Origin of the sequence: Spirulina subsalsa CS-330, assembly GCF_028330765.1 — a bacterium.
In the GTDB taxonomy this organism is placed as follows: domain Bacteria; phylum Cyanobacteriota; class Cyanobacteriia; order Cyanobacteriales; family Spirulinaceae; genus Spirulina; species Spirulina subsalsa_A.
The window spans coordinates 1-26,612 of the sequence record NZ_JAQMTY010000253.1; the positions used below are offsets into that span (position 1 = coordinate 1).

Genomic DNA, 26,612 nt, shown 5'->3' on the forward strand with positions numbered 1-26,612 from the left:
CACTTGGGTGCGTTGGCCTCCCGATTCTAACACAAAACTGAATTCAGTCGTCTCCCGTTGGTCGGTTTATTTGTTGGCAAAAATTCATCTCACCGCTAACCTAACGGTGTAGCGGGAGTCCTCTTTTTGCATTGAAGATAGCACCCCAAAAGAGGGGTATCACCCCCCACCCCAAAAAATAAAATAAAAAATTCCTGCTAAATCGCTGTATGCCTCACTGGGCAAAAGATTCAAGGCTGATCGAAAAATCGCCTGATTCCCACGTCTGACACAATGGGAATTCCGATTTGAAATTTTGAGTGATTCCGTTGCCATGAAACTTGTTTGCAGCCAAAGCGACCTCAACAGCAATCTTTCCCTCGTCAGTCGAGCCGTTCCCGCTCGTCCGAGTCATCCCGTGCTTGGCAACGTCCTGTTAATTGCGGACGAAAGCAAACAGCGTATCCGGCTCCGAGGCTTTGACCTCAGCCTTGGGATCGAAACCAGCTTTCCCGCCCAAGTCACCCAGAGCGGCGACATCACCCTACCCGCGAAAACCCTCGGCGACATCATCTCCCGTCTTCCCGATGGCGAAATTACCCTCACCCACGAAGACGACGACACCGACGAAGGCGGCCTCGTCACCCTCACCTCCACCTCTGGCCGCTACCAACTGCGCAGCCTCAACGCCGAAGACTTTCCCGAACTGCCCACCGTGGATGATGGCGACTCGATTCTGCTGCCGGTGGAGTCCCTCGCGGAGGGGTTGCGATCGACCCTGTTTGCTGCCAGTACCGAAGAAACCAAGCAAGTCTTAACCGGTGTTCATGTCACCCTCGGTCGGGATGCGATCGAATTTGCTGCCACCGACGGCCACCGTTTAGCCGTCCTCGAAACCCCCAACGATCGCGACGACGATGCCGAAGCCAACACCGCCACCGATGGCCTTGAGGTGACCATTCCCGCGCGGGCGTTACGGGAATTGGAGCGGATGCTCGGCCTCCGCAATAAAGAAGATGGGGTAACGCTGCATATCGATGCGGGTCAAGTCGTTTTTGAACTGGGGGATGATCTCAAACTCACCAGCCGCAAACTAGAAGGGGCTTATCCTGCCTATCGTCAACTCTTGCCGACGCAGTTTTCCAATCAAGTTAATGTGGATCGCCGCAAATTTCAAAGTGCCCTAGAGCGGATTGCGGTCTTGGCGGATTCTCGAAATAATGTGGTGCGCTGCACGATTGACCAAGAGCGGCAACAGGTACAGTTGTCGGTGGAATCCCAGGATGTGGGCAGTGGCCGGGAATCGATGGACGCGACCGTGAGCAGTGATACGCCCAAAGAAATCGCGTTCAATGTGAAGTATTTAATGGACGGGTTAAAAGCCCTGTCGAGTAGTGAAATCACCATCCATCTCAACTCGCCCACGCAGCCGGTGATCTTCACGCCCCTGAGTGGTTTGAAAATGACCTATCTCGCCATGCCGGTGCAGTTGCGGGATTAGCGCGATCGCTCGAATTGAACCGGCGAGATTGCCCCAAGTCAGGAGCGATCGCACATCGCTCCTGGAGAAACCGCCTCTCCCCTGTCTGATTGAGCTAAACCCCTCTTGGGCTAATGTGGGTTTTGGAAACAAGAATGGCCGATAGAAAAATGGCAAGTTGGGCGCTAACAATGCTAGGGCCAGAGGGCAAGTCAACGAGGGCCGACACCATCATGCCGACTACGGCACTGCATGCCCCTAAACCTGCGGAAATCAGAATGTAATGGGTGAATTCGCGGCTCAACAGACGGGCGGCGCAGGCAGGAATCACCACAAAGGCACTGATCAGTAAGACCCCGATCGCCTTAATGGAAATGCCGACAACTAGGGAAAGCAGCACAATGAAGGTGGTGCGCTGGGTAGAGACAGAGACACCACGGGCGATCGCCATTGGTTCATTCAAGGTCATGAGAATTTGCGATCGCAGCGTCAAGCCAATAAATGTCACGCAGACCGCCAACAACAGGACACTGAAAATCAAGTCAGCCGTTTGCACGGCCAGAATATCCCCAAACAGAAGATTGGTGATGCCGCCCTGATACTCGTCTCGAAAGCTAAGCAGAATAACACCGATCGCCAAGGAGGACGAGTAGATAATGTTCAGGAGCGCATCCGTCCAGAGGTGGGTGCGTTCTAGAAAATAAGTGACGGCCAGGGCAAACAAAACAGCAAAGGGAAGCATTACCCAGGATGGGTCAAGGCCCAGCAATAGCCCAATGCTAATGCCCAACAGGGCAGAATGTCCGAGGGCATCACTAAAGAAAGAAAGCTGTCGGAGAATGGTAAAGCTGCCCAACAAGCCCCCCATCAATCCAGTCAAAACGCCGCCCATGAGTGCCCGCTGCATAAAGGGGAGTTGAAACAGTCCAATAACGCGAGTGAATTCAGCCTCAATGGTCATAATTTATGATTGAGTTGACAGGTGTGATGATAACGAACGAATTCTGACCCGTAGGCTAACGACAATTGCTCAGGCGCGAGGGCATGATCAGGAGTGCCCTGGCAGAGGAGTTTACGATTCAGGCAGAGGACGTGATCGCAATTGCGGCGCACCATACCCAAGTCGTGGGAAATCTGCAAAATGGCCCAACCCTGTTCCTGCTTGAGTTGATAAAGCAACTGATAAAAATCGGACTCACTGCGCAGATCAAGACCCGCCGGAGCTTCATCCAAAATCAACAGCGATCGCGGCCGCACCAAACAGTAGGCAAGCAACACCCGTTTCGTTTCCCCGCCCGATAAGCTACTAACCCGTTGGTCGCGTAAATGCCATGCCTCCACCTGAGCCAATGCATTACGCACCGCCTGGTGACGTGTCCGTCTTCCCACCCAGGGCAGTTGCAATCCCATTCGATCCCAACCCAGCCCCACTAATTCGGAGACTGTGATCGGAATGCGGCGATCTAACCAGAAATGTTGCGGCAAATACGCGATCCGCTGGCGGACGGCATCGGGTAAATTGCCTTGAAACGACAAGGGACACCCCAGCACAAACACATCCCCCGACTGGCGCGGGACAATGCCCAACACCGCTTGAATCAGCGTACTTTTCCCGGCTCCGTTGGGGCCGATGATGGCGGTGTCTGTGCCGGGTTGCACCGCAAAAGAGACCTGCTCGACCGCCAGATGAGTTTCGCGGTAAACCGTTAACCCATCAATCACTAAAACCGGCTTGCTCACATCAAAACTCCTGACTCAGAACTGAAATGGGCCTCAAAATCACAACCCTAAGCCGATCTGCTGGGGTACAACTGCCACAGGTTGGGGCATCCAGAGCGGCAGCCCTGCTTGCTCAGAGGCTTCAAAGCTGGCCACCAGGTTTTTAGCATTTTGGCGCATTATCGTTAGATAATAATCGGGCTGAACCGCTTCGGAACTCCCCGTTTCGATGGGGTCAAATACACTGACGTTAATGTTGAGGTCGTTGGCGATCGCCTCAAACGATGCTTTCCCTGCCTGGGGTTCAGTCAAGATTGTTTTCAGACCTTCCGCCTGCACCGTTTCCATCAATCGCTTCACATCTTCTGGTGACGGGTTCTCTTCTGGAATGCCCACCAGCGTTTCAGATTGCAGCCCATAGCTATCGGCAAAGTAAGATGCAAAGTCATGGAACACGACGAAGGTTTGCCCTGCAAAGGGGGCCAGCATGTCTGTAATCTCAGCATCCAGAGCCTCCAACTTAGCGATAAAGGCCTCAGCATTGGCGGTGTATTCCGCTTCACCCTCTGGATCGGCCGTAATCAAACCATCTCGAATATTTTTCACCTGCTCGATCGCCCGTTTCGGATCAATCCACACATGGGGATCAAATTCGCCATGATGATGGCCATGTCCGGCGTGGTCGTGATCCTCTCCCTCAGCGTGATCATGGTCGTGAGCTTCCCCTTCGGCGTGGTCATGATCATGGTCATGACCGTGCTCATCGATCTCAAGGGTGGCAATGCCTTCGCTGGAGTCGATGATCATCAGATCCACATTTTCGGCGTTCTCGATCATGTCGTCCAAGAAAAACTCCATTTCCAAACCATTCTGCACCAGCACATCGGCAGTGGCGATCGCTTGAGCATCGCCCGGTTTGGCTTGGTAGTTATGGGGCCCTACGTTGGTGGGCAGCAATTGGGTGATTGCGGCGCGATCGCCGGCCACTGCCGTTGTGAACTGGGTCATGGGCAAGAACGTCGTCACCACCTGCAACGGATCATCTGAAGACGCGACAACGTCTGCATCGGTTGGATCTGAGGATTCTGAGTTCCTAGGGGGCGCAGTGGTGGCACAACTACCCAAACCAAGGGCGATCGTCCCCACGACCACCAGCGAAACTCGTTGTAGATTGCCAGAAATACGGTTCAAAAAATGCAAGGTCATCACTAATATTGTCTTGATGAAAGAACGTAATCGGTTATCGATGCAGTCAATAGCTACGCAGAGCGAGAGCCGCCTCTTTCGCGAAATAGGTCAAAATCACATCGGCTCCCGCTCGTTTCATACTGGTCAGGGTTTCCAGCATCACCGTTCGCTCATCAATCCAGCCCTGCTGCGCCGCTGCTTTGACCAGCGCATACTCCCCACTGACGTTGTAGGCAGCAACGGGTAAATTCGTGTGCTGCTTAATGCGGCAAATCACATCCAGATAGGCCAAAGCGGGTTTCACCATCACGATGTCTGCCCCCTCTGCAATGTCTAGCTCCACTTCCTTGAGGGCTTCTCTGGCATTGGCTGCATCCATTTGATAGGTCTTTTTATCGCCAAACTTGGGGGCTGAATCCAGGGCATCCCGAAATGGCCCGTAGTAAGCGGAGGCATATTTGGCGGCATAGGCGAGAATCCCCACATTGATCCAGCCTTCTGCATCAAGCGCCTGGCGAATGGCTCCCACTCGACCATCCATCATGTCTGAGGGAGCCACAAAATCGGCTCCTGCTTCTGCTTGCATCAGAGCTTGTTTGACCAGCACGGCAACGGTTTCATCGTTGAGAATTTGCCCATTTTCGACAATGCCATCGTGGCCCTCACTGCTGTAGGGATCGAGGGCTACATCGGTGATCACCAGCATTTGGGGAACTGCCTGTTTGATGGCGCGGATCGCACGGGGAACTAAGCCATCGGGATTGTAGCTTTCGCCTCCCCCGTTGTCCTTGTGGTGATGGGGAATAAGGGGGAAGAGGGCGATCGCCCCAATGCCCAGATCCTGCGCTGCCTTCACCTCATCTAGCAATAAATCCAGAGAATAGCGGAAACAACCGGGCATTGAAGGCACTTCTTCCCGCAGTCCCTCCCCTTCCATCACAAACAGGGGATAAATCAGGTCATCCACCGTCAGCACCGTTTCCCGCACCATTCGCCGCAGTGCATCCGTGCGACGCAGCCGACGGGGACGGCGCATCGAGACATTCGTTAAGGTCACAGACTTAGCCGCCACTTCTGGGGCAGAAGCTAAGGCAGATTCAGGGGGAAGCAAAATTGACATGGATGGTAAAAATGAGAATGATTATCATTCTGATTATTCTACCCCATTTTTTGCCGGGTTTCTCTTGTGCTAGTGCAGCGTCAAGACTTACTATTCGGATTGTCTTGAATGTCCAACGCTCAACGTGACGGTGCGTTACGCTTCGCTAACAGCACCCTACAAACATCCTGATTCTTGGCATTGACGCTGCACTAGTGTTAGCCAAACCCTTTTCCGGTGGTTGTCTCCGTCCATACCAGCAGTTCTCCTTGGCTTCCTCCCGCCGCGATCGCCCCTCCGGCAGGGTTCCAAGCGAGGCAAGAGAATCCGGCGGGTGCGCCTGCGAGAATCTGGGCGAGGCGATTGGCGTTGTGCCAGAGGCAGAGGTAGCCATCGTCGGCAGCGGAGGCGAGGAGTAGCGACTGAGGTTGGAAGGCGATCGCCCTCACAATTCCCTGATGCACATCCAACATCTGAGCATTCCAGCCGACTGACGGATCGCGATCTTTTGTCCAGACGACCACGCTTTCAGCACTGATGGAGGCCAGGAGAGGCACACCGATCGCTTTTTTAACCCTCGACCAAGCAAGCTGTCGGACTTTGCCTGGAAAGCCCTGCATTTGCCAGGGGTAGGGAATCTCCTCCTCCCACACCACCACTGAGCGATCATTATTGCCAGAGGCGAGGTAGCTGCCATCGGGTGACCAGGCGATCGCCCCACTCGCTCCGCCGATCTCTCGCACTGTTGGGTCATCATCCCAGTCTTGCCGATGCCAGGTTTTGATACTCTGATTGCCACTGAGGGAGAGGCGATCGCCCTGGGGATGCCATGCCAGATCTAACACCGAGGAAGACTCAAAGTTCAGCGTAGTGATGACCGATTGGGTAGCAGCATCCCATACCTGGGCATAGTGTCCCAGACTGAATGCCAGTTCGGGATGATGGGGATGCCATTGCAGGCGATCGATCCAAGCACGGGAATGCTCCAAGGTCGTGACTAGGGTGGAAGTACCGCCATCCAACCGCCAGATCCAAACCGCTCCCGATTGTCCCCCTGCCGCTAGAAATGCGCCATCGGCGGATATCGCCAGGGCATCCACCGATTCTCCCTGTGCCTGCTGCCACAGGGTCATTTCACCTGTCTTTGCCTCGTATCGAACAACTTCACCTGCCGCAGAACTGGCGGCAAGCCATGCTCCATCGGGCGACCAAGCGATCGCGGTCACGTAATCCGATAACGTCTTGTGCCACCGGAGTTTGAATAAATCCTGTGTCTTTGTTCTTGGCATCACTAGCTCACCAGACAAGCCCGAAACTGTTCTGCCAGGTTCATCTGCTCCAGGTTGCGACCAATGAAGACCAGTTCATTCTTGCGGGATTCGTGGGGTTTCCAGGGGCGATCCTGGCGACCCTCGAACAGCATGTGAACTCCCTGAAAGACGAAGCGGTGGTCTTCTCCGGCAATGTTGAGGATGCCCTTCATGCGGAAAATATCAGGCCCGCGATCGCGCAGGAGTTCGCCGAGCCAAACGTTGAGCTTTGCGCCATCGAGTTCGCCCGACTCCACCAGGGCAATAGAACCCACGGTTTCGTCATGTTCGTGTGCTGTTTCGTTAAGAAACTCTGGGTCAATTTGCAGCGCGTTGTTCAAGTCAAAAGCATTGACCCCCAATAGGGCATCCATATCGATCTGCGCGTCGTGGGTGCGATAGATTTTGGCGATCGCATTCATCCCGCGAATCCGCCGCTCCAATGCCGCCAAATCCGCCTCCGTCACCAGGTCAATCTTATTGAGCAGAATCACATCGGCAAAGGCAATCTGCTCTACCGCTTCCTCTGCTTCCCAGTGTTGCCAGATATGATGCGCATCTACCACCGTCACCACCGCATCTAATTGGGCTTGGGTTTGCACCTCGTCATCCACAAAGAAGGTCTGAATTACTGGAGCCGGATCGGCTAACCCCGTGGTTTCAATCACCAGATGGTCAAACTTGTCGCGTCGCTTCATCAGGTTGCCAATGATGCGGATCAGATCGCCCCTCACGGTGCAACAGATGCAGCCATTGTTCATTTCAAAGATTTCTTCATCCGCATCTACCACCAACTGGTTGTCGATGCCTACTTCGCCAAATTCGTTCACAATCACCGCCACCTTCTTGCCGTGTTCATAGGTGAGGATGCGGTTTAATAGGGTCGTTTTCCCGGCTCCCAGGTAGCCTGTCAGCACCGTCACAGGTACTGTTAAGCGATCGTCGGTGGGATGGATGGCAGCAATCATAAACAACTCCTGACGACTTAAAATAGAACGATAATCATTATCGTATTGAGTTACGGTATTGAGTGCAACTCTTTTGGTTTCAGCTATGCGATCGCCCGTCGAGCCATCACTACTCCCTAAATTCGTTGACATCGCCATTGTGGGGGCAGGGCCCCAGGCGTTAACCCTGGTCACTCACCTCTTGCAAAAGAAAAAGCCGATGCGGAACCGCTTCGTGGTGCTCGATCCGGCGGGGGATTGGTTGCGGCAATGGCAGCATCAGTTTGCGGCGTATGACATTCCCCACCTGCGATCGCCCGCTGTTCACCATCCCGACCCCAATCCCCACGCGCTGCGTTCCTTTGCAGAATCGCGATCGCAGGAACTCTTTCCCCCCTACGACTTACCAGGAACCCAGCTATTTCAGGATTTTTGCCAGGATGTGATTCGCCGCTGGGAGTTGCAGGGGCGGGTGATTCCGGCACGGGTGCAGCGTATCGAACACCTTCAGCACCAAAGACAGCAGCGGTTTCGATTGAGGATGGCAGATGGTCGCGGGTTGACGGCGAAGCGGGTGGTGTTAGCGATCGCCGGAGGCACGCCCAACCTTCCGGAATGGGTGCGATCGCTGCCGTTGAGCTATCCAAGGGATCGCCTGCTTCATTCCCACCAGATTGATTTGCGAGGGCTGCACTTGGCAGGAGAGCGGGTGCTGATTGTCGGTAGTGGTCTCACCAGTGGGCATCTGGCGGTGGGGGCGATCGCCCGTGGCGCACAGGTCATCATGATGGCGCGGCGCACCTTCTACGACAAGCTGTTTGATGCCGATCCGGGATGGCTCGGCCCCAAATACCTGAAGGGGTTTCACGCCGAACCCGACTGGGAAACCCGTTGGCACAGGATTCAATCCGCCCGGAATGGTGGCTCCCTCACCCCCGCCCTGTTCACCAAACTGCGCCGCCTGGAACGGGAAGGCAGGCTGTCATTTTACGAAAAATGTCAAGTCCAGGCAGCGGAGTGGAAAGGAGATGCCTGGAAAGTCACCTGCAATCAATCGGATGTTCATCATTGCATTGCCCATCTGCCCATCGATCGCATCTGGCTGGCAACCGGAACCACCCTAGATGTTAACCATTGGTCGCTTTTATCCGATGTGCGCGATCGCCATCCTTTGCCGATCCTGAACGGATTACCCATTCTCGATTCCCATCTCCGCTGGGCAGGCTGCAACCTATTCATCATGGGTGGAGCCGCAGCACTGCAACTAGGTCCCGTGGCACGAAACCTCTTTGGCGGCAAGTTAGCCAGTGAGCGGATTGTGCCTGCGCTAACCCAATAAAGAAGGGGATAGATTCCCCTTCTTTATTGGGTTTGATTCAGTTTAAAAGGCTAGAGGGTGCGATCGCTAAATCTCATCCCAACCCGTCAAGCCCGACGACATCACGTAACTCGTCACCCCAGATTCAAAGAAATTCGCCTTGGTGTTGCCGTCTTTCTTCGTATCGCTGAACCGCTCTAGGTGGGTATAGGGGGATTTTTTGTAGCGATCGCCCTCATACAAATTATCCAGCCCAATCGCCCGCAAACGACTATTGGCCAAATACTTCGTATATTGCTCCGTACTCGCATCCGTAATCCCCAGAATCTGATTCCCCACAATATGATTCGACCATTGAATCTCCTGCTGAACCGCCGCATCAAACAGTTCATACACCTGATCTTTCGAGTGATTTAACGACTCCATCGCCTCCGGAATGATTCGTTGAAATAACCGCACATGACTCAATTCGTCACGGTTGATCATCTTGAAAATATCCGCACTACCTGGCATCAACATCCGCGATGCCAAATTATAGAAATAGATAACGCGACTACCCACGCTTTCACGAGGGGCTAGAGTACACCTTCATCCTACTTTCTTTTTCCTTTGCGGCTGTCGCTAGGATGTCCCCCGTCTACTCGTTGAACGTTCCCCTTTTAACAGGGCTTCGCTGCTGATTTCCCATTGTTGTGGCGTTGCTGCCTTGCGGCTTCAGCACCATCCCTTGATTTTTTTCTGCTCTCGCTCCGTTACGTTTGTAGTTTCCTACTCCGATTTGGCTCAGGGGCTTTAGGGGGTTCCAGCAATTTGAGGGATGTTAACCGACACCTTACGGAATCGGTGGGCCTTGAATTAATCTGACCCATTATAGAAGTACAGACCTTCTAGCATATAGTCCGCAAGCAGAGACACAAAATAGTTTTCCGCCGTGGGTTCATCCAGATATTTCTGATAAATTCCCGCCACAAATTTACACCGTTCTAGCAACACCCGATCAGTGCGCCAAAAATCATACACATCCGCACGACGTTCCGCCGGAATAATGGTTTCAATCATGTACTGATACCTTCGTTCAGAAAGAATCGCAAGTTCTTCCCCGTGGGCAAAACCACAGCTACCTGTCACCAGATAGAGCAGACCATATCTTCATCCCATTGGGATGCCTCCCATTTCCACGATCTTCAGCTTATCGTGTACGAGCTTTCGCTCTGGTCGTTGAACCTTTAACAAAACCAAGATTCTGGCACTTTTCTGCATAAGCATTTTTGTCATTGGAAATTCCATTGATCAAGGAAAATGCTGCTTGCTTTGTCAAGCCTAAATGCGGTTGGAGATATTCATAAAAAATATCTGTCCAGGATTTCTCAGATTGAAGCATGAAAATCACCCGTGCAATATGATCTTCACTATACTTGACTCTTTTTAAATGGGTACGCACTGCATGACGGACATTTTCTTGATGATCAACTAATTCTAAATTAGAAATATTGTTGTTTATCTTGTTGCCGTCAATATGGTTAATTTCATACTTGGTGTTATCATAAACATCTCGTAAGGTTTGATAGACTAAGATATGTACTGCTACCGTCTTTTTCATCAAACCATCCTGATCAGGGACATAATATGAAAACCTAAAGTATCCCATAGAGTCTTTTGCAGGATTTATGATTCGCTGAGTGGCAAAATTCAATATCTTACCAAACTCACTTACATAATACTGCTTAACTTCTAAATGATTGGCATGGTGAAATGACTCACCAGAGAAGTCAATGACCGGATAATCAATCTGAGAGTAGTTTCGATCAACCCACATTAAATTTGACAACTCTGTATTCATTGGGTTTCCATCAAGATAAATTACTAAGTGTTTTTTATCTATTGGCATTCCTAAATACGTCTCTGCCAAAAGTTCTGAGAGTAAACGCATTTTTCGACGAATTGCCACACGAACAGAGCCAGATCGGTTAATCTTTAGTGGCTTGCCGTTTTTAGTGACTATTCCATTTTCTGCGATTAAATACTCAGGAGCTGAAGGAATTGATTTCATGGTTTTGTTACTTGGCTGCTGATTGTCTCTAAACCTTTAGAGAGGTTCCAGCAATTAGAGAGGTTTTCGACAGTCGTTACCGACTGAAGGAGCCATCATTTAACTCTGATTGTGCATCCCTTCTTGGCTAATTTGTTCCGCCATACAAAGGCTGATTTCAGGAGCTGTAATTGAGGCTTTGATGTGCGGAATATTGCAGGTTTGGACAGAATCCAAGAACGTTAGATAGGATAAAATTCCATCAAATGCACGGCGTTCCTCTCGTGTAAGGTTTTGATAATCGGTGACATCTTGCGTGATGTCGAGCTTTTGAGGTCATTCTGTTCAACAAAGTTCGCTACGCTTTGCCCGCTTTTGAAAAGCTGCTATATGTCACCATATAGATCGGACTATATCATCATCCTTTTAAGAATAAAGGAGTCCCCCGCTTCGATGGGCGATCGCTTCCCACCTACTCTACTCAGGTGTTAACCCTTTCGATAGTCTCTACACCTTCTGCGAGTTTTTCGCTTGCAGCTTGGCACGGTATTGTCTGGGGTATATTATCTCTAAAATCCAGAGTTTCACCGTTTTCAAGGGATTTTATCTGGACTCCCTAGTTAATCCAGAAATTCTCACGCATTTGTTGATACAAGTTCACCGCCCAAGGGTAGCGAACATCATTGAGTTGCATGAGATTGGTGACGTTGCCGAACCACATAGAGCGGTTTTCAATTCGATCATCTCCTTCCGGATTGAAGATCGGATTGATCGGCATTTTTTGGTTTTCAAGTGCGATCATGTTGGGTAAAATATGCAAAAAATTCCGATAGTTTTACGTCCCATAATAGAGATGAAGTCAAACACGAACTTCATGCTATTTTGGGACTTTTTGGATCATAACGCAGAGCCGCGAGAATTTCCTACACTGGTAACTATTGGTTAATTCGCGCAGGCGACGCAGTGGTCGGACTCCTTATAATTGTCCTTTTGTACGGTGCGGATGTAGTAAATGGCTTTACAGCCTGATTCCCACGCATGAATGAGGGTTTCATAAATATCCTTGGCCGTCAGTACCCCATCACGGTACACGCCTTCATTTAGGTTGAAGAGCAATTCCATGCTGATACCGGTATCAATCCACTGTTGAATCGTGGCGACAGCATCCACAACGATGCGCTGATCCATCACTTTGTTTTCGGTGTAGAACCAGAAGCGATCGCCAATGAACGGCGGCGCGATTGGCACAACCCCTTTCGCCCATTTGTCGTAGTAAAACTTGCTGTAGGTGGGCAAAATCGACGCGGTACAGCCTTGGACGAGGGAGGATGAGGTATTGGGTGCGATCGCTGTAACGTGGCTGTTACGGATGCCGTGGGTTTGGATGTCCCGTGCGAGTTGATGCCAGCGTTCGGGCTGCGTGGCATTGGCATCAATCCAATCCAGATCACGCCCGCCTAAAACATTGCCCCGGCTCCACTCTGAACCCTCAAAGGCAGGATACGCGCCGCGCTCCTGGGCGAGTTCCATGGAGTAGCGGGTGCAGTGGTAGCCCATATCCTCGAAAAGGGCGCTGATGTCGGTGCGATCGCCATACTTCAAACGCCGCTTCGCTAGCCAATCCGCCAACCCCATCGCGCCAACTCCGATAGTCCGGTAGCGATCGTTATGCGCACCGCTAGCCGCAAAGGGGGCGTTTGTGAGGTCGATGGTATTATCCAAAATCCGCACCGATGTTTCACAATGATGGGCTAAATCATCATCAATATTCGCTAAATTCAGCGAAACCAAGTTACAAGTATGCGAAAACTTGCCAGGGGTGACATTCGAGAACGATTCGACACATTGCCCCGTTAAAACACCGTTAAACATTCCCATGTGGCGCTTCGGTTCGGTGAAGCAGTATGTGTCAGAAATACGCCCGGCTTGTTCAATGGAAACCACTTGAATATGGTGAGAAGCAGCACGTTGAGGTTTCCGATAAACCCATTTTAATCGGTGCGTTTTTAGCCCCAATTCTGCCAATTTAGACAAGCCCACACTGCTGATTAGCAAGCGATAACCCGTTTGGCAATAGTAATCTTTTTGGCCTCCTTTACCATCGGGTAATAAGCGATACCCTGCCGTTTGCATTTCGTTAATAAACGAATCAACCCCCAAGGTCTGAAGCATTAATCGCGTCTCACGCAAAAACTCAAGATTGATAGATGAGACTGACACACTTTCATTCAAACCATTGCGTGAAACTGTTCCATCACTATCCAATAATCCGGCAAGCCAATTAATCCGGGATTTTACCGTGTACCCATTCATCGGGACTGTGAATTTTGGCGGAACGGTTAACGGTAATTTGCAAATAATACGATCCTGTTGGATATCATCAAAAACAGCAACTTTATCAAGTTCACGGGTGTAATGCTTACTGCCCTGGAGTTTGTTGCGAACCTCAATGTAAGGGAGTAGCTCGCGCTTTTCTCCATAGAGATCAATTTCTGGGAATTGATGATCACTGCCGCCATAACTACCGTCTCCGGTGAAAAATCCAGCCGTGTACGCATGGGGAAACTCAACATCAAACTCTGAGGACATTACAGGGAGTTCGTATTTGATGAGCTTATCACCGCGCTGGAGGTCTTGGGCACTGATGCGCTCTGGTCGCCGTTGGTAATGATTCTTGATCCAAAAGTGATGCTGTGGGGTACATTCTAAGATTTCTCCATTACTTAACGTAACTTTGATCAGTTCCCGGTTTTCCCCCGTTTTACGAATCAGGACATTTGACCACTCTTCCCCATTCCAAACATCAACCTGTTGACCTTCTAACTCTGCGATCGCCACTTGACCATGACGGGTCAAAATTTTAGTCTCAGGGGCAACACACAAGTTCGTCGCCGGAATATAACCATCATGTTTATTGGGATTTAAACGGTTAATCGTGTCTTTAAAACTCATGTAGGGCAGTCCAGTTTCTACCTGCGTCCGCATCGCTTCTTTGAACAGTTCCCGTGCATTAACCCGGTGGAACAATTTCAGGCGGCCATCGCTACAGGCTTGCTCGACTTCGGCATAGGCGGCATCAAAGCGATCGCCCCACAGTTCCGCCAACTCAAAGCCTAAGACGCGATTCACTTCGTAGGGGTCTACTAATGTCCAGTCTTGCTTATTTTTGACCCGCCGCATAAATTCGTCAACGATGACAATCTGTGGAAAAACGTCATACGCCTTCCTTCTCACGTCCCCGTTCTCGGTCTGACACTCCAAAAATTCAGGGATATCCAGATGCCAGATATCGAGGGAAACTGTCACAGCCCCGGCGCGTCGTCCCATTTACGTTCAGCTAAGGTCGTTAATCCTAGCCCGTGGTTTTAACCACCGCTACCAGTCACCCGGTAGATCAGACCATATCACCCTCCTAGAGATAGGAGGCTCCCCATTTCGCCTCACTTGAGGCTACGAGCAATCACGCTCTGGTCGTTGAACCTTGAAGTGCAAGTCGTGCAACGCTTTCCAAGATTTACCAGACTTGATAGCACAGATATTGGCATGGTTAACGCCGTAATGCTTGGCTATCTGGCAAACCCCCTCACCTGCTTTGAGTCGATTGTAAATATCAAGAACGTCAGATTCCTTAAGTTTGGATCGGGAGTTGCCCTCTCCTAGCTGACGTTGAGATATTTTTTGAGGAATGTTTTTCCACAATCCATTTCTTATGGCGTGGGATCTGTTTCCCTCATCTGTGACCCATTCTAGATTATCTGAGGAGTTGTTCAATTTATTTCCGTCAATGTGATTGACTTGCGGATTGTTACCCGGATTTGGCACAAAATTTTCTGCGACAAGTCGGTGAACCCTGTGGCTTTTCTTCCCTTGCAAACAAACTTGGAAATATCCTTTTTTATTTACACTTGGGCGGATCTGTTTATGGGTTCGGATTCGTACTACCGTTCCTTTATTGTTAACGGCGTGAATGGGGGAATCCTTGATGATCTTGAAGCCCGGTAGACCCTCAACACCTAGGGATTCGTTGATGTCATAGACAAACGACCTTGCTAGCCGTTTAACAACATCAATTCCTAACCCTAATTCTGTTGAGATTTCCCGTGCGCTCATCGACAAGTAATTGTCCTTAATAAATTGAATCTCGGTTTTGTATCGTTGCTCTTTTGACATTTTGCACTCCCTTGGCTGCTGATTGTCTCATTATGACACCAATTCTTGTTCTTAGTGATTTACTGAGAGTTTCCAGCAATTAGAGGAGTTTGCATCGTGACTTACGCCGCGATGGGGCAGAAAAGTTTACCCTGATTGACTGCGATCGCTGTATCGTTTAACAGCTTCACCCAAGGCAGCACGCCACCGGAGGCGTTTTCCTTGCCCATCACCCGTGACCCTGTAGCCCGAATCCGTGAGACGTTCATACCCACGCCGCCGCCGCCTTTGCTGATCCGGGCGGTGTTGGTGATTTCGTGGAAGATGCTCTCCAGATTGTCTTCCATGGCGGTAATGAAGCACGATGCCAAAGACCCGCCGGGGACGCGAAGATTTGCCAGGATGGGAGTGGCAAGGGAAATTTTGCGGCTTGCGATCGCTTCATAAATCCGTCGCGCCCACACCATCCGGTTTTGGGGTTCCTCCACGGACGCAATCAGGAGAGAACAGGTGAGTAATGCCTCTTGGGGCAATTCATTTGGGAGTAGATACCGCTTCGTTAGTATCACCGCCCCGGCATAGTCATAATCGAGATCGTAATCGGGATTGATCCAGGTTCCCGCCTCAGCGAGTTCCTCCGGGCTGTAGGCAAGGATGCGAGGATCGTAGGCTTTCGCGGCGATCTGACTGCTGACTGTTTTGGCGTAGTTGCTGTATTGGTAGTGCCGGGCGACCAGAGTGTCTTTCCAGAGACTCCAGATATGAAGCCGTCCTGCTACATAACGCCAATCCGGTTCTTCTGGGCTGCACATTTCCAGGGCACAGTTGATCAGATTATCTTGAATCTCCCGCGTGGTTACACCATGCCGTAAACGAGTGGTCAGCCCTGACTCTAAGGCGACGGGGTTGACCTCAAGATTCCCACAGGCCCACGCCACAACATCGCGAATCTTCTTGATGTTCAGAGGGGTATGGGTTCCATCCCGTTTCACAACACTGATGTCAGCTTGGGATGATAGAGAGAATGGAGGGTTGAGAGTAGTTTGAATCACAACACGTCCTGTATTTTGCTAAGAGACTGTTTCAGTCTCCCAGTGTAACGCTCCTTCCTCTATCCCTAGCGTAAATTATGATCAAAAATAACCTGTAGCACACTATACCTAGAAAAACCAGGAATTCGTGTAGGGGGGTTTCGGTTAGGCTGGATTGGGCTGGATGGGTGGGGCTGAATGGGTGGGGCGTGATGCGATCGCCCCTGACGGGAATTTTCGGCTCAATCGCTTCCCCTTCCTAAGAATTCAGCCATAATGATGCACAGTATCTTAAGGGTTGCGAATTCGAGATGCGATCGCACCTGCTCGCGCTCTGTGTGGCGTTGTCGTTGAAGTCCATTCTGTTGAATCTGTGATGCTTGGCACTGCTGTCCCTCCCACTGAACTGGCTATTTTTGAAGACCTTGTCCAGCAACGTCTCCATACGGAATTGCCGGAGTTAAGCCCGGTGCATGTCCATGGCACGCTCAAGCAAACAACGTTGTTGATTGTAGTGCAACATCGTGGCCCGGAATTGGCCCATCCGACGCGGGTGTTTCGGTTGATGGAACGGGTGTTCCATGAGACGGACTTTCATCAACGGTTCCGGAGTTTGATGTATTTAAAGTTAGAGGGGCGATCGCAACCCTACGCCTTTCATAACTACATTCCGCGCCCCCCGGCTGTGGACGTGGCGGCCCAGGTGCGAGCCTATACCCCGGAAGGCATCGCCGAACAGGGGGCGCTGGTGCATGAACCCCCCGAACCGGAAAACCTCGCCCCACCGGAACCGGAAACCGCATCAGAAGCGGCGGCGGGTCATGAATTGATCGACATGGAAACCGATAATTTGATCCTCGCAGCGGCAGAGGATGGGGAAAATGGGTTTCTGGCGGTGGAGCCGGATACCGAGACCGCGCCCCGTGATCCGATTACCGATGGGATCGAGCCAGACGCGGAGGGGTTGTCTTGGCGATCGCTGGATGAGCGGTTTTGGGTTCCGGCGTTGATTGTGGGGACGGTGATTAGTGTGGGGGTCTTTTTTGGCAGTATTTACGCCCTGAGTCGTCCCTGTGTGCTGCGGTCTTGTCGGACGTTGGATGTGGCGCAGGAATTGGCCAATGAAGCGATCGCCACCCTCCAAGATCCGCCTTCCGGTCAAGCCGTCCTCCAAGCTCAAACCCAACTGGATCGCGCCCTGTTGCTGTTGGAGTCGATCCCCTCCTGGTCGGGGAGCCATGACGACGCGGCAGAACTGCTGCAAGTGTATGAACTGACGGTGGACAATGTGGCGGAACTGGTGGACGCGCTCAAAGCGGCCAATGCGGCGGCCAATGCGACCCAGAATCCGCCCCTGACGGTGGAGCAGTGGCAAGGGGCGTTAGATCGGTGGAATGAAGCGATCGCCGGCCTCGATGCCCTGCCCCCCACGAGCGAGTTTTATCGGTTTGCCCAGAAAAAGGTGCAGGAATATCGCCAAAATGTCAGCATTGTTAACGAACGCTTGACGACGGAAAAAACCGCCGTCGAAAACCTAGCCCTGGCCCAGGAAGCGGCCAAAGTGGCGGAAGTGCGTCTCACCATTGCCCAATCGTTGCCGGACTTGCAATTGGCCTATCGCACCTGGCAAACGGCTATTGATGCTCTCAACAACATTCCCCCGGCCACGACTTCCTTTCCTGAAGCCCGTCGCCTCTTGGGACTCTATCAACCGCAACTCAAGGAAGCCCGCGATCGCCAAACCCAAGAAACCTTCGCCACCAACGCCTACAGCAAAGCCCTTCGCCTCGCGGCGCAAGCCGAAGCCGCCGCCAATCAAAACCGCTGGACAGAGGCGATCAATGGGTGGAATCAGGCGATCGCCTCCCTGAAACAAATCCCCAGAGACAGCTTCAACGCGGTTCAAGCCCAACCCTTGGTCAATACCTACAGCGATGCCCTCAGTCGGGCCGAATCCCGCTTAGAAGGCTCGCTTCAACTGCAACAGGCCAAGACCGATCTCGATAAGGTCTGCCGCCTCAACGATCGCCAAATTTGCGTCTACACCGTCACAAACGCCAAAATCACGGTGCGCCTCACCCCGGCCTATGTGGAACAGGTGCGCCAAACCTCAGAACGGGCGCGATCGCAAAACAATCTTGAAGCCCAAGTGGATGTCATGGATCACGTCTTCGCCCTCGAACAGGCCCTCGAACGGATCAGCGATCGCGCCGGGATTCCCCTCGACATCTACACCACCAACAATATTTTGGTGAAATCCCACACCCCTAATTAACCCACAACGGCGTTAATCGTCCCAAAGGCGGCGGCGGGATGGGCCCCGGAGGCGATCGTGGGTGTCACGGAGGAGGGCGGGAATATTGAGGTGATGGGGACAACGGGGCAGACAGTCGCCGCAGTCGGTGCAGCGATCGCCCCTGCGACCGGGGAACCAATGGCCCGCCTTTTCAAACATCCCGTAACGGTATTTTCCAAAGTCCGTCATCCCATACCCCACCGCCAGATTCCGCAGCCGCAAGACTTCCGGAATCTGGATCGCTTCGGGGCAGGGCAGGCAGGCGTAGCATTGCTGGCAATAGTCAGGGCCAAGGGTTTCACCTTGGGCGGTGCGGAGACGGGCGAGGATCTGCGCTTCGGTGGGGGTGAGGGGTTCGGTGCGATCGCCCCACTGCAACGGCTCATCCAGATCGGCGGCGGTGGTAGCTCCGACGCTCAAGGTGGTAATCCGGGGATCGGCGAGTAAAAAACGGTAATTCAACCCCACCGGCGAGATGGGATTACAGAGGGAACGGAGGCGATCGGGGGGATTAAACAACTGGCCGCCTTTGTCGCGGGGCGAAATAATCAGCGTGCCGAGATCCTGGGCCTGGGCAACATCGAGCACCGGAGCATTGCGCTGCAAGAAGAGGTAATAGTGAAGATTGACAAAATCGAAGGCGTAGGTGTGGAGGGCTGTCAGGATCAGATCTAAAGGGCCGTGGGTGGAGAAGCCAATAAAACGGATTAAGCCGTCGTGCTGGGCCTTTTTGATCACGTCGAAACCGCCCCGATTGAGCCAGTGGAGATGCTCTAGGGTGTTTAAGCCGTGGAGGGCGAAGCAGTCGAGGCGATCGCGCTGTAATCGTTGTAACGACTGTTCGAGGTGGGGGCGGAGTTGGGCGGGGTCGGCGGTGGGGGTGAGTTTGGTGGTGAGGATGAGGCGATCGCGCTCCCCCGGTGGTAAAGATTGCAAGGCTTGACCCAGATAGATCTCGCTATTGCCGTAGCCTTGAGCCGTTTCAATGTGGTTAATGCCCCCAGCGACGGCAGCGCATAGGGTGCGTTGAAACTGTTGGGGATCATGCAGGCCGCGCATCGTCCCCAGGGAAAAAACCGAAAGCTTGAGGTTGGTGCGACCAAACCGGCGATAGTCCATGGGCTTGGGGGTTAACTTTCGCTCGTGCCCTGTCGCCGTCCCATTTTGATGAAGTCTTCGGGGCTAATATCGGCGACAAAATCGCGGAAGGCTTGGCGTTCTTCTTCGTCGGCATCGCGATCGACGGGGATCGAGGCTTCGGCGACGACTTCTTCCACAACCCAGATCGGGCTGTTGGTGCGCAGGGCGATCGCGATCGCATCACTAGGGCGGCAGTCAATTTCGCGAGTCTGATCACCCCATTCCAAACAGAGCAAAGCGTAAAACGTGCTATCTTGCAACGCATGAATCACGATCTTCGACAGAGAAAGATCGAGGCTGTCGAAAATATTGCCGATCAGGTCATGGGTCAGGGGGCGAGGCGGCGGGTCATGCTGTTCAAGCGCCCCAATAATTGATTTGGCTTGGTCTTGGCCGATGCAAATGGGGAGAGCACGACGATCAGACCCATCTTTGAGTAGAACAATGGGACTCCGAGTATAGGCATCGAGAGCAATACCCGCAACAGTCATTTCAATCATCGGCTCATTCTCTCAAATGATTCAACAGCGTTCTATCTCTGAAAGTCGCTGGCAGGTGAGTGGATCGGCTCGGTTCAAGTGGATTAGACTGTGACCTGACTCAACGCCAGTACCAACGATTAACCTTCAGTATGCCCTAGTCTCAGGAAGAATGGGTGAGAACCATTGATTAAGAAATCCGGAAAAATGGCAGGATGCGATCGCATCATCTAAACCATGGCTCGACTTTCGCCGCTTCCCTGTATAATGGGAGGTTGCGAAAAGTCTGACCAATTACGTCAGATAACCGACCCCGAATAATAGAAACACAGGATCATGGCAGTCCCCAAGAAGAAAACCTCTAATGCAAAACGCGATCAACGTCGCGCCAACTGGAAACGGAAAGCAGCCTTCGCGGCTCAAAAAGCGTTGTCCCAAGGTAAATCCGTCCTCACCGGACGCTCTGAAAGTTTTGTATATCCTACGGATGACGAAGACGACGACGACGAATAAAACCTGGGTTGATGCCCACTCCTATCCAGCCCTCTCCCAACAGCTACTGCTTATACATAACGTTCAAATGTTGGCCTCGTCTGCGTTTGATCCCCCTAAATCCCCCTTAAAAAGGGGGACTTTTTTTCGTTCCCCCCTTAAAAAGGGGGACTTTTTTTCGTTCCCCCCTTAAAAAGGGGGACTTTTTTTCGTTCCCCCCTTAAAAAGGGGGGCTAGGGGGGATCGAGAGAAGGTGAACATCGTTAAGAGCAGTTTGTGTATAAGCAGTAGCTCCCAACAGAGAGGGCTTTTTGGGCTGGTGAATGTCCCCCAGACAAGTCATCGAAACCCCTCTTCCTACGTTGGGCTACTGCTGATCCATAACGCGCAAACGTTGACCTAGCAGGAGCTAGACCTAGGCAAAGACAGACCCTAGGCCAACCATCGGCCCTACAGTGTGAGGGATTGGGGATTGGTTTCGATTAGCGTTGCGAGATCTTTGAGGAACGATGCCGCATCTGCGCCATAGATCACCCGGTGATCGCAGGTGAGGTTGACTTGCATTTGCCGCTTGACACCAAATTGACCATCATCACCGGCCACCAGTTGCGGTTTAGACGCACCCACCGCCATAATCGCCCCTTGACCCGGCGGCAAAATCGCATCAAAGCGATCTACCCCAAACATCCCCAAATTCGAGATCGTGAATGTGCCGCTGTTGTACTCATCGGGCTGCAATTGCTTGGAGCGCGATCGCGCTACGAGGTCTTTCCAGGTGCGAGACAAACTGTAGAGATCCAATTGATCGGCATTTTTCAACACCGGCGTAATCAGGCCGCCATCGGGCATCGCCACCGCAACGGAAACATTGATCCCGCTGGAGTAGTGGATACCGTTTTCCACATAGCTCGCGTTGACGATGGGGTGCTTGGCGAGGGTGACGGCCACGGCCTTGGCGAGGAGGGCGGTCATCGTTACGCCCTTGGGCTTCACCTGCTTGTAGAGGGCATCGAGGGCATCGGTGGTGATCGTGTAGCCAACGCGGAAGTCTGGAACCTGTAAGCTCGCCATCATGTTGGTGACGACGGCTTTTTGGAGGGTGTTCATCGGCTTCACTTCCCCAGGGGTGACGGGGGAAACGGTGGGAGCGGGAGCAGCAGCGGCGGGGGCTGGGGTTGCGATCGCTGCCGGCGCGGGCGATGCTGTGGCGGGTTGGCCCGCAGCCTGTTCAATGTCAGCAGCCACAATCCGACCGTAGGGGCCCGACCCGTTGACCGTCGCAAGGTCGATTTTGAATTGCTTGGCGAGTTTTTTCGCCCGGGGAGAGGCAACGATTCTACCTGTTTTAGCCGGGGCGGGAGCAGCCGGAGCCGGGGCAGCCGGAGCGGGAGCAGCCGGGGCAGGAGCAGGAGCGGCGGCGGGGGCGGGGGCTGAACCGCTGGTTTGAGAGGCAGCTTGTTGTTTGGCCTGTTCGATCTCGGCTTCAGTTTCAGCGAGGAGCGCGATCGCACTTCCCACCGGAGCTTCTTCCCCAGCGGGGGTAATAATCACAGCCAGATAACCAGCATGGAACGATTCCACGTCCATATCAGCTTTGTCGGATTCAACAACAACGACGGTTTCGCCTTTTTCAACTGCGTCACCAGGCTGTTTGGTCCACGAGACAATTTTTCCCTCAGTCATGGTGGAACTGAGTGCGGGCATAAAAATATCACGGATCATGGAGCGTTTCTTCTTTGCGACAAGGTGGACAACGGTGCGTTAAGCCTTAGCATTTTACCGCGTTTAGCTTAATCGGCGGGAAGCCCAACAGTCGGCTCACGGTGAAGGTCAGGATGAACGCCAAGGCGATGGCGTGAAACGGAGTCGCCCGCACGCCCAAAAATCCCTAAGGAACAGAGTGGTGGCTCAGTCCATGGGTCTCATGGCTGAGTAAATCGCCTAGGGTTAGTCTCAATCACTACGCAAGACTACGGATTAACTGTGTGACCATCCCAATGGTGTATTTCTCAAAAGTCCCGTAATCATACTGCATAGCCTTCTTGCCAGCCCCATAAATTACGCTATGATTAATCGGTATAACCCGCATGATGATTGATCACATTGCACCACCCGTCTCTATTTCAGGTGCGCCAGGTAACAACATCCTGTGAGCCGATTAACACCGGCTAAGTGTTAAGCCATTCAATCCATCACTTAACCCTTATCCATCATTACACCAGAGCTTTAATCATGGTCAGTATTCGCGAAGGCTCAGGCCCCGTTCAGAATTCAGATTTAGAGTTTTATATCCCCAACGTGGGGGTGATTGGTTCACCCGTGACGGCAATGAGTTTGGAGTCACAAATCAGCACGGTCATGCAGTGGGCTAAGGCAGGCTGGAGTAAAGGAGTCTTTGCGGCTAATGTCCACATGTTGATGGAAGCACACTGGAATCCTGAATTTGCCAAAATCTTGCAGCAAGCGGATCTGGTGACCCCGGATGGGATGCCGCTGGTGTGGGTGATGAAGCAACTGGGTTTAAGCCAACAAGACCGGGTGACGGGGAGTGATTTATTTCAATATTGCTGCGATCAGGCCCAACATGAAGATGTGAGTGTTTCCTTTGTGGGGTCTGATGCGGAAACCCTCGAAAAAATGCGCGATCGCCTCGAACAAGAATATCAAAAACTGGCGATCGCCGGCATGGAACCCCTACCATTCCGCCCCCTCACCCCCGCAGAAGACCAAGAACTGATCGAACGCATCAACGCCAGCGGTGCGGGTCTCGTTTTTGTCGCCCTCGGTTGCCCCAAGCAAGAACGTTGGATCATTGAACATCGCGGCAAAATTAACGCCGTCATGCTTGGCGTTGGGGCCGTCTTTCCATTCTACGCAGGCACAGTGCAACGCGCCCCCGAACGGATGCAGCAACTGGGTCTCGAATGGCTCCACCGCCTCCAACAAGAACCCAAACGCCTTTGGAAACGCTACGCCGGAACGATTCCGCCGTTTGTCCTGTTGGCTGCGAAACAAATCGCGCTCCAAGCCCAAGCCAAACTCCAAGACCCCAAACAACCCATCCATCAATACCGGCACGCTCAACCCATCGGCGAACTGCTCCAAAAAGCGGGTCTCTTAACCGTAGAACAGGTGCAGGAAATCCTGGCCGACAAAGAGCGATACCCCAATCTCCAATTTGGTCAAATCCTGGCCCAGCGGGGTTGGCTGAAGCCGGAAACCGTGGATTTTCTGATCGAACATTTACCGCAACTCCCCGTTGAAGACATCCGGCAGCCCATTGGGATGTATCTCAAGTTAGCGGGCCTGTTAGATGATGAGCAAATCCAAGAAATTCTCGAAGCGCAAAACCAAGAGGGATTACGCTTTGGTGAAATTGCCGCTCAAAAAGGATGGCTGAAGCAAGAAACGGTAGATTGGATCGTGAATTCAATGAATATCTCCACTCCCCTACCCACTGAATAAAGCCAGAGTTTTGGCCCCATGGTTTGGGGCTGTGGGTTCTGCAATGCAACGTAGTCTGTCAACCATAGACTGATCAGCGATCAACATCCAGCAGTCTATGATCATTGGAGAGAGTTTGACCAAGGGGAACGACAGCACCGTCTTGGTTCACCTTCTCAGTTGCTAGGTTTGAGTTCAGAAAAGGTTATGCGATGTTCTGTGCGTCTTATGTTGATTGTTCAGGCGATGCTGTTGCCTGTCGCGGTGGGGGCGATCGCAGCAACACTGTTCCCTCAACCTGTTGCCAGCCAAACCTATCAATCCCTTCAGGCTTTTTTTACGGAACGCCATGAGCGTTTCCCGGCATTGCCGGAAGCGGCGGGCGGGGTGATTAATGTGCGGGACTATGGAGCCGTGGGGGATGGCGTAACAGATGATACGGCGGCGTTTCAGCGGGCATTATCCCGCGATGAGATTGCCAATGGCAATAAAATTATCTACATTCCCGATGGGACATATCTGCTCAGGGACACGGTGCAATGGCCCAGGGGCGAACATGACGGTTTGGCCTATAAACGCACGACGGTTTTAGGGGAGAGTCGGCAGGGTACGATTTTGAAGCTGGCGGATGGGGCGGCGGGATTTGGCGATCGCACCTCGCCCAAACCCCTGTTGGATACCGGGGAAAACCGCGCCAATGGGTTCCGCAATCGGGTGGAAAATCTCACCCTCGATACCGGGCGCAATAATCCGGGCGCGATCGCCCTGAAATTTAATTCCAACAATGGCGGCGGCGTGTTTGATGTTCAGGTGCGATCGGGCGATCGCCAAGGAGTCAGCGGCCTCGACCTCACCGCCCCCGAAGTGGGCCCCCTCCTCGTAAAAAATCTAGAGGTGATCGGCTTTGCCCACGGGATTGATGTGGGCGGCGGTCAAACCAACTCCGTCCACATGGAAAATATTCACCTCCGCGATCAAACCCAAGCCGGGATTCGCCAAGCCATGCAGGTGTTAACCCTGCGTAATCTCGTCAGCGAAAACCCCGTGCCCGCCGTTGAAATGCTCGCCCACGGTGCAACCCTCTCCCTCCTCGGTGCTCGTCTCACGAATACCGGCCCCGCTGACCTGAGCGCCATCACAACCCGCTATCGTCCCGACGGCAACAGCACCCCCGGTGAAAATGCCACCCTGGCCACATTGCTGATCGATGTGGAACAGCAGGGATATGGCAACACGGCCACACTGTACGACTGTAACACCGGAGCATTAACGCCGCTGACGGGGAATATCCCCTACTGGTCTTGCGCTGATCCCCTCGGCACGGCCACCGAGGCCCCGCCGTTTCAACTGCCGGTGCGCGATACGCCTCGCTTACCCGATGATCTGGGCAAGGTGGCGATCGCCCAAGGCAACAGGAGCGCAGACATTCAAGCCGCCATCGATACGCCGGGTGTGGATACGGTGTTTCTGCCCAATCGCACCTATGAGATCACAGAACCCGTGCAGATTCGCGGCACAGTGCGCCGGATTACGGGCATGGGCGCACGGATTAGCAACGATTCTGTGGAGCCGAGTTTTCGACTGGAGGCGGGCGATGCCCCGATCGTGGTGATCGAACGGTTAGAGGAGGCCAGCGTGCTGCAAAATAGCGATCGCACCCTTGTCGTCCAAAAATCCTCCCTGCGCAGCTATGCCAACACCCCCCAAGGCAGCGGCGACACCTTTTTAGAAGACATTGTGACCAATCAAGTCACGATGCAGAATCAAGCCCTATGGGCGCGGAGCTTGAATGTTGAAGGGCAACCGCCAGCCGGTGAGGCAAAAATCATCAACAAGGGCGGCCAGCTTTGGGTGCTGGGGTTAAAAACGGAAAATCCTGGCACAATTCTCAGTACCCACGCTCAGGGTAAAACGGATGTCATTGGCGGATTGATCTACATCAACCAAGACATTCCCGATACCCAACCCCCTCAACCTCAATATGTGCAAGATGAATCCGATCTCGCTGTGGTCACTCGCACCTATGCACCCACCGCCATCGGCTATCCCATCCTCATCCGTGAAACCACAGGGGGTCACACCACCGACATTGTCAATCCCAACCGCAATCGAAGCGATCGCTTCTTCTCCGTAGAAACCGCAGCCTCCACCCCAGCCACCGATCAACGCCCCGATCTCCAGCAATTGGGCAGTCATTTCCCAAAACACACCATCATCCCTGAGCCGTCCTGGCTGCTTCCCACTGCTGCCCTGATCTGGATTGGGACTAAGCTGCGCCGCTCCTCCCATTAATCTCAATCGATTGGGACTCTAAGCGTCTCAGCAACCGGGGGAATAGCTGGTTGACTGACAAAATTAGCCAGATCCCGGAAAGCCCTCACCCTAGCCCTCTCCCTAGGGGCTACTGCTTATACATAACGTTCAAATGTTGGCCTCGTCTGCGTTTGATCCCCCTAAATCCCCCTTAAAAAGGGGGACTTTTTTGCGTTCCCCCCTTTTTAAGGGGGGCTAG

The 26,612-nt window shown here is 52.7% G+C and carries 20 protein-coding genes and 3 pseudogenes; 6 read left to right on the forward strand and 17 right to left on the reverse strand.

The features are described from left to right. Nucleotides 1–313: 313 nt before the first annotated feature. Nucleotides 314–1,480: a DNA polymerase III subunit beta gene (gene dnaN / locus PN477_RS17420; protein WP_272120317.1), complete on the forward strand. Its 1,167-nt coding sequence runs from the start codon at nt 314–316 to the stop codon at nt 1,478–1,480. 94 nt (nt 1,481–1,574) lie between these two features. Here the strand turns inward: dnaN and PN477_RS17425 are convergent, their stop codons facing one another. The 6 genes from PN477_RS17425 to PN477_RS17450 form a co-directional block, all read right to left on the reverse strand. Continuing rightward, the gene (locus tag PN477_RS17425; protein WP_272120315.1) at nt 1,575–2,420 is read right to left on the reverse strand and encodes a metal ABC transporter permease; all 846 of its coding nucleotides are present in this window, start codon (nt 2,418–2,420) and stop codon (nt 1,575–1,577) included. Further along, nucleotides 2,417–3,199, reverse strand: coding sequence for a metal ABC transporter ATP-binding protein (locus PN477_RS17430; protein WP_272120313.1), 783 nt, complete (start codon nt 3,197–3,199; stop codon nt 2,417–2,419). Before PN477_RS17430 ends, PN477_RS17425 begins: the two co-directional genes overlap by 4 nt. Before the next feature lie 39 nt (nt 3,200–3,238). After that, nucleotides 3,239–4,384 carry a metal ABC transporter solute-binding protein, Zn/Mn family gene (locus tag PN477_RS17435; protein WP_272120311.1) on the reverse strand — a complete coding sequence of 382 codons (1,146 nt, stop codon included), beginning with the start codon at nt 4,382–4,384 and terminating at the stop codon, nt 3,239–3,241. A 46-nt stretch (nt 4,385–4,430) separates the two neighbouring features. Then, nucleotides 4,431–5,402: a porphobilinogen synthase gene (hemB, locus tag PN477_RS17440; RefSeq protein ID WP_417158848.1), complete on the reverse strand. Its 972-nt coding sequence runs from the start codon at nt 5,400–5,402 to the stop codon at nt 4,431–4,433. A 281-nt stretch (nt 5,403–5,683) separates the two neighbouring features. Next, on the reverse strand, nt 5,684–6,754 hold the full coding sequence (locus tag PN477_RS17445) for a WD40 repeat domain-containing protein (RefSeq protein WP_272120306.1): 1,071 nt from the start codon (nt 6,752–6,754) through the stop codon (nt 5,684–5,686). 2 nt (nt 6,755–6,756) lie between these two features. After that, a complete protein-coding gene (locus PN477_RS17450; RefSeq protein ID WP_272147500.1) occupies nt 6,757–7,743 on the reverse strand; it encodes a CobW family GTP-binding protein in 987 nt (328 codons plus the stop codon). Nucleotides 7,744–7,828: 85 nt separating this feature from the next. On the opposite strand from PN477_RS17450, the gene PN477_RS17455 reads away from it, so the two are divergent. Next, nucleotides 7,829–9,061, forward strand: coding sequence for an FAD/NAD(P)-binding protein (locus PN477_RS17455; RefSeq protein ID WP_272120302.1), 1,233 nt, complete (start codon nt 7,829–7,831; stop codon nt 9,059–9,061). A 66-nt stretch (nt 9,062–9,127) separates the two neighbouring features. Here the strand turns inward: PN477_RS17455 and PN477_RS17460 are convergent. From PN477_RS17460 to PN477_RS17495, 8 genes and pseudogenes are all read right to left on the reverse strand, one after another. Next, a pseudogene (locus PN477_RS17460) lies at nt 9,128–9,586 on the reverse strand (ribonucleotide-diphosphate reductase subunit beta); the annotation flags it as partial. A gap of 309 nt (nt 9,587–9,895) precedes the next feature. After that, nucleotides 9,896–10,099: a ferritin family protein gene (locus tag PN477_RS17465; RefSeq protein ID WP_272120297.1), complete on the reverse strand. Its 204-nt coding sequence runs from the start codon at nt 10,097–10,099 to the stop codon at nt 9,896–9,898. A 130-nt stretch (nt 10,100–10,229) separates the two neighbouring features. Beyond that, the gene (locus PN477_RS17470) at nt 10,230–11,090 is read right to left on the reverse strand and encodes an HNH endonuclease signature motif containing protein (RefSeq protein WP_272120295.1); all 861 of its coding nucleotides are present in this window, start codon (nt 11,088–11,090) and stop codon (nt 10,230–10,232) included. 102 nt (nt 11,091–11,192) lie between these two features. After that, nucleotides 11,193–11,405, reverse strand: a pseudogene (locus PN477_RS17475) (ribonucleotide-diphosphate reductase subunit beta); the annotation flags it as partial. Between the two features lie 280 nt (nt 11,406–11,685). Further along, nucleotides 11,686–11,871: a ribonucleoside-diphosphate reductase gene (locus PN477_RS17480; protein ID WP_272147503.1), complete on the reverse strand. Its 186-nt coding sequence runs from the start codon at nt 11,869–11,871 to the stop codon at nt 11,686–11,688. Nucleotides 11,872–12,011: 140 nt separating this feature from the next. Continuing rightward, nucleotides 12,012–14,396 (reverse strand): LAGLIDADG family homing endonuclease, encoded by a 2,385-nt coding sequence (locus tag PN477_RS17485; RefSeq protein ID WP_272120291.1) that lies wholly within the window; start codon nt 14,394–14,396, stop codon nt 12,012–12,014. Between the two features lie 123 nt (nt 14,397–14,519). Next, nucleotides 14,520–15,239 carry an HNH endonuclease signature motif containing protein gene (locus tag PN477_RS17490; RefSeq protein ID WP_272120289.1) on the reverse strand — a complete coding sequence of 240 codons (720 nt, stop codon included), beginning with the start codon at nt 15,237–15,239 and terminating at the stop codon, nt 14,520–14,522. A gap of 128 nt (nt 15,240–15,367) precedes the next feature. Then, nucleotides 15,368–16,267 (reverse strand): annotated as a pseudogene (locus PN477_RS17495) (ribonucleotide reductase N-terminal alpha domain-containing protein); the annotation flags it as partial. A gap of 280 nt (nt 16,268–16,547) precedes the next feature. On the opposite strand from PN477_RS17495, the gene PN477_RS17500 reads away from it, so the two are divergent. Next, entirely contained in the window at nt 16,548–18,524 is a 1,977-nt protein-coding gene (locus PN477_RS17500; protein ID WP_272120284.1) for a hypothetical protein, read from the forward strand. Nucleotides 18,525–18,536: 12 nt separating this feature from the next. Here PN477_RS17500 and PN477_RS17505 read toward each other — a convergent pair whose 3' ends face one another. Together PN477_RS17505 and PN477_RS17510 are read right to left on the reverse strand one after the other, a co-directional pair. Then, nucleotides 18,537–19,664 carry an aldo/keto reductase gene (locus PN477_RS17505; protein WP_272120282.1) on the reverse strand — a complete coding sequence of 376 codons (1,128 nt, stop codon included), beginning with the start codon at nt 19,662–19,664 and terminating at the stop codon, nt 18,537–18,539. 11 nt (nt 19,665–19,675) lie between these two features. Continuing rightward, the gene (locus tag PN477_RS17510; protein WP_072619607.1) at nt 19,676–20,185 is read right to left on the reverse strand and encodes a bifunctional nuclease family protein; all 510 of its coding nucleotides are present in this window, start codon (nt 20,183–20,185) and stop codon (nt 19,676–19,678) included. A 315-nt stretch (nt 20,186–20,500) separates the two neighbouring features. Between PN477_RS17510 and rpmF the strand changes: the two genes are divergently transcribed. After that, nucleotides 20,501–20,677, forward strand: a complete 177-nt coding sequence (gene rpmF, locus PN477_RS17515; RefSeq protein WP_272120280.1) for a 50S ribosomal protein L32 — start codon at nt 20,501–20,503, stop codon at nt 20,675–20,677. 429 nt (nt 20,678–21,106) lie between these two features. Here the strand turns inward: rpmF and PN477_RS17520 are convergent, their stop codons facing one another. After that, the gene (locus tag PN477_RS17520; RefSeq protein WP_272147505.1) at nt 21,107–22,378 is read right to left on the reverse strand and encodes a dihydrolipoamide acetyltransferase family protein; all 1,272 of its coding nucleotides are present in this window, start codon (nt 22,376–22,378) and stop codon (nt 21,107–21,109) included. A gap of 510 nt (nt 22,379–22,888) precedes the next feature. On the opposite strand from PN477_RS17520, the gene PN477_RS17525 reads away from it, so the two are divergent. Then, a complete protein-coding gene (locus PN477_RS17525; RefSeq protein WP_272120277.1) occupies nt 22,889–24,121 on the forward strand; it encodes a WecB/TagA/CpsF family glycosyltransferase in 1,233 nt (410 codons plus the stop codon). Between the two features lie 207 nt (nt 24,122–24,328). Beyond that, nucleotides 24,329–26,392 carry a glycoside hydrolase family 55 protein gene (locus PN477_RS17530; RefSeq protein ID WP_272120275.1) on the forward strand — a complete coding sequence of 688 codons (2,064 nt, stop codon included), beginning with the start codon at nt 24,329–24,331 and terminating at the stop codon, nt 26,390–26,392. Nucleotides 26,393–26,612: the final 220 nt, after the last annotated feature.

What these genes read in the sequence shown, in the direction of transcription:
- dnaN (WP_272120317.1), top strand. Translation starts at nt 314, where the DNA reads ATGAAACTTGTTTGCAGCCAAAGCGACCTCAACAGCAATCTTTCCCTC.
- PN477_RS17425 (WP_272120315.1), bottom strand. Translation starts at nt 2,420, where the DNA reads ATGACCATTGAGGCTGAATTCACTCGCGTTATTGGACTGTTTCAACTC.
- PN477_RS17435 (WP_272120311.1), bottom strand. Translation starts at nt 4,384, where the DNA reads ATGACCTTGCATTTTTTGAACCGTATTTCTGGCAATCTACAACGAGTT.
- hemB (WP_417158848.1), bottom strand. Translation starts at nt 5,402, where the DNA reads ATGCGCCGTCCCCGTCGGCTGCGTCGCACGGATGCACTGCGGCGAATG.
- PN477_RS17445 (WP_272120306.1), bottom strand. Translation starts at nt 6,754, where the DNA reads ATGCCAAGAACAAAGACACAGGATTTATTCAAACTCCGGTGGCACAAG.
- PN477_RS17450 (WP_272147500.1), bottom strand. Translation starts at nt 7,743, where the DNA reads ATGATTGCTGCCATCCATCCCACCGACGATCGCTTAACAGTACCTGTG.
- PN477_RS17455 (WP_272120302.1), top strand. Translation starts at nt 7,829, where the DNA reads ATGCGATCGCCCGTCGAGCCATCACTACTCCCTAAATTCGTTGACATC.
- PN477_RS17465 (WP_272120297.1), bottom strand. Translation starts at nt 10,099, where the DNA reads ATGATTGAAACCATTATTCCGGCGGAACGTCGTGCGGATGTGTATGAT.
- PN477_RS17470 (WP_272120295.1), bottom strand. Translation starts at nt 11,090, where the DNA reads ATGAAATCAATTCCTTCAGCTCCTGAGTATTTAATCGCAGAAAATGGA.
- PN477_RS17480 (WP_272147503.1), bottom strand. Translation starts at nt 11,871, where the DNA reads ATGATCGCACTTGAAAACCAAAAAATGCCGATCAATCCGATCTTCAAT.
- PN477_RS17485 (WP_272120291.1), bottom strand. Translation starts at nt 14,396, where the DNA reads ATGGGACGACGCGCCGGGGCTGTGACAGTTTCCCTCGATATCTGGCAT.
- PN477_RS17490 (WP_272120289.1), bottom strand. Translation starts at nt 15,239, where the DNA reads ATGTCAAAAGAGCAACGATACAAAACCGAGATTCAATTTATTAAGGAC.
- PN477_RS17505 (WP_272120282.1), bottom strand. Translation starts at nt 19,664, where the DNA reads ATGGACTATCGCCGGTTTGGTCGCACCAACCTCAAGCTTTCGGTTTTT.
- PN477_RS17510 (WP_072619607.1), bottom strand. Translation starts at nt 20,185, where the DNA reads ATGATTGAAATGACTGTTGCGGGTATTGCTCTCGATGCCTATACTCGG.
- rpmF (WP_272120280.1), top strand. Translation starts at nt 20,501, where the DNA reads ATGGCAGTCCCCAAGAAGAAAACCTCTAATGCAAAACGCGATCAACGT.
- PN477_RS17520 (WP_272147505.1), bottom strand. Translation starts at nt 22,378, where the DNA reads ATGATCCGTGATATTTTTATGCCCGCACTCAGTTCCACCATGACTGAG.
- PN477_RS17525 (WP_272120277.1), top strand. Translation starts at nt 22,889, where the DNA reads ATGGTCAGTATTCGCGAAGGCTCAGGCCCCGTTCAGAATTCAGATTTA.
- PN477_RS17530 (WP_272120275.1), top strand. Translation starts at nt 24,329, where the DNA reads ATGTTGATTGTTCAGGCGATGCTGTTGCCTGTCGCGGTGGGGGCGATC.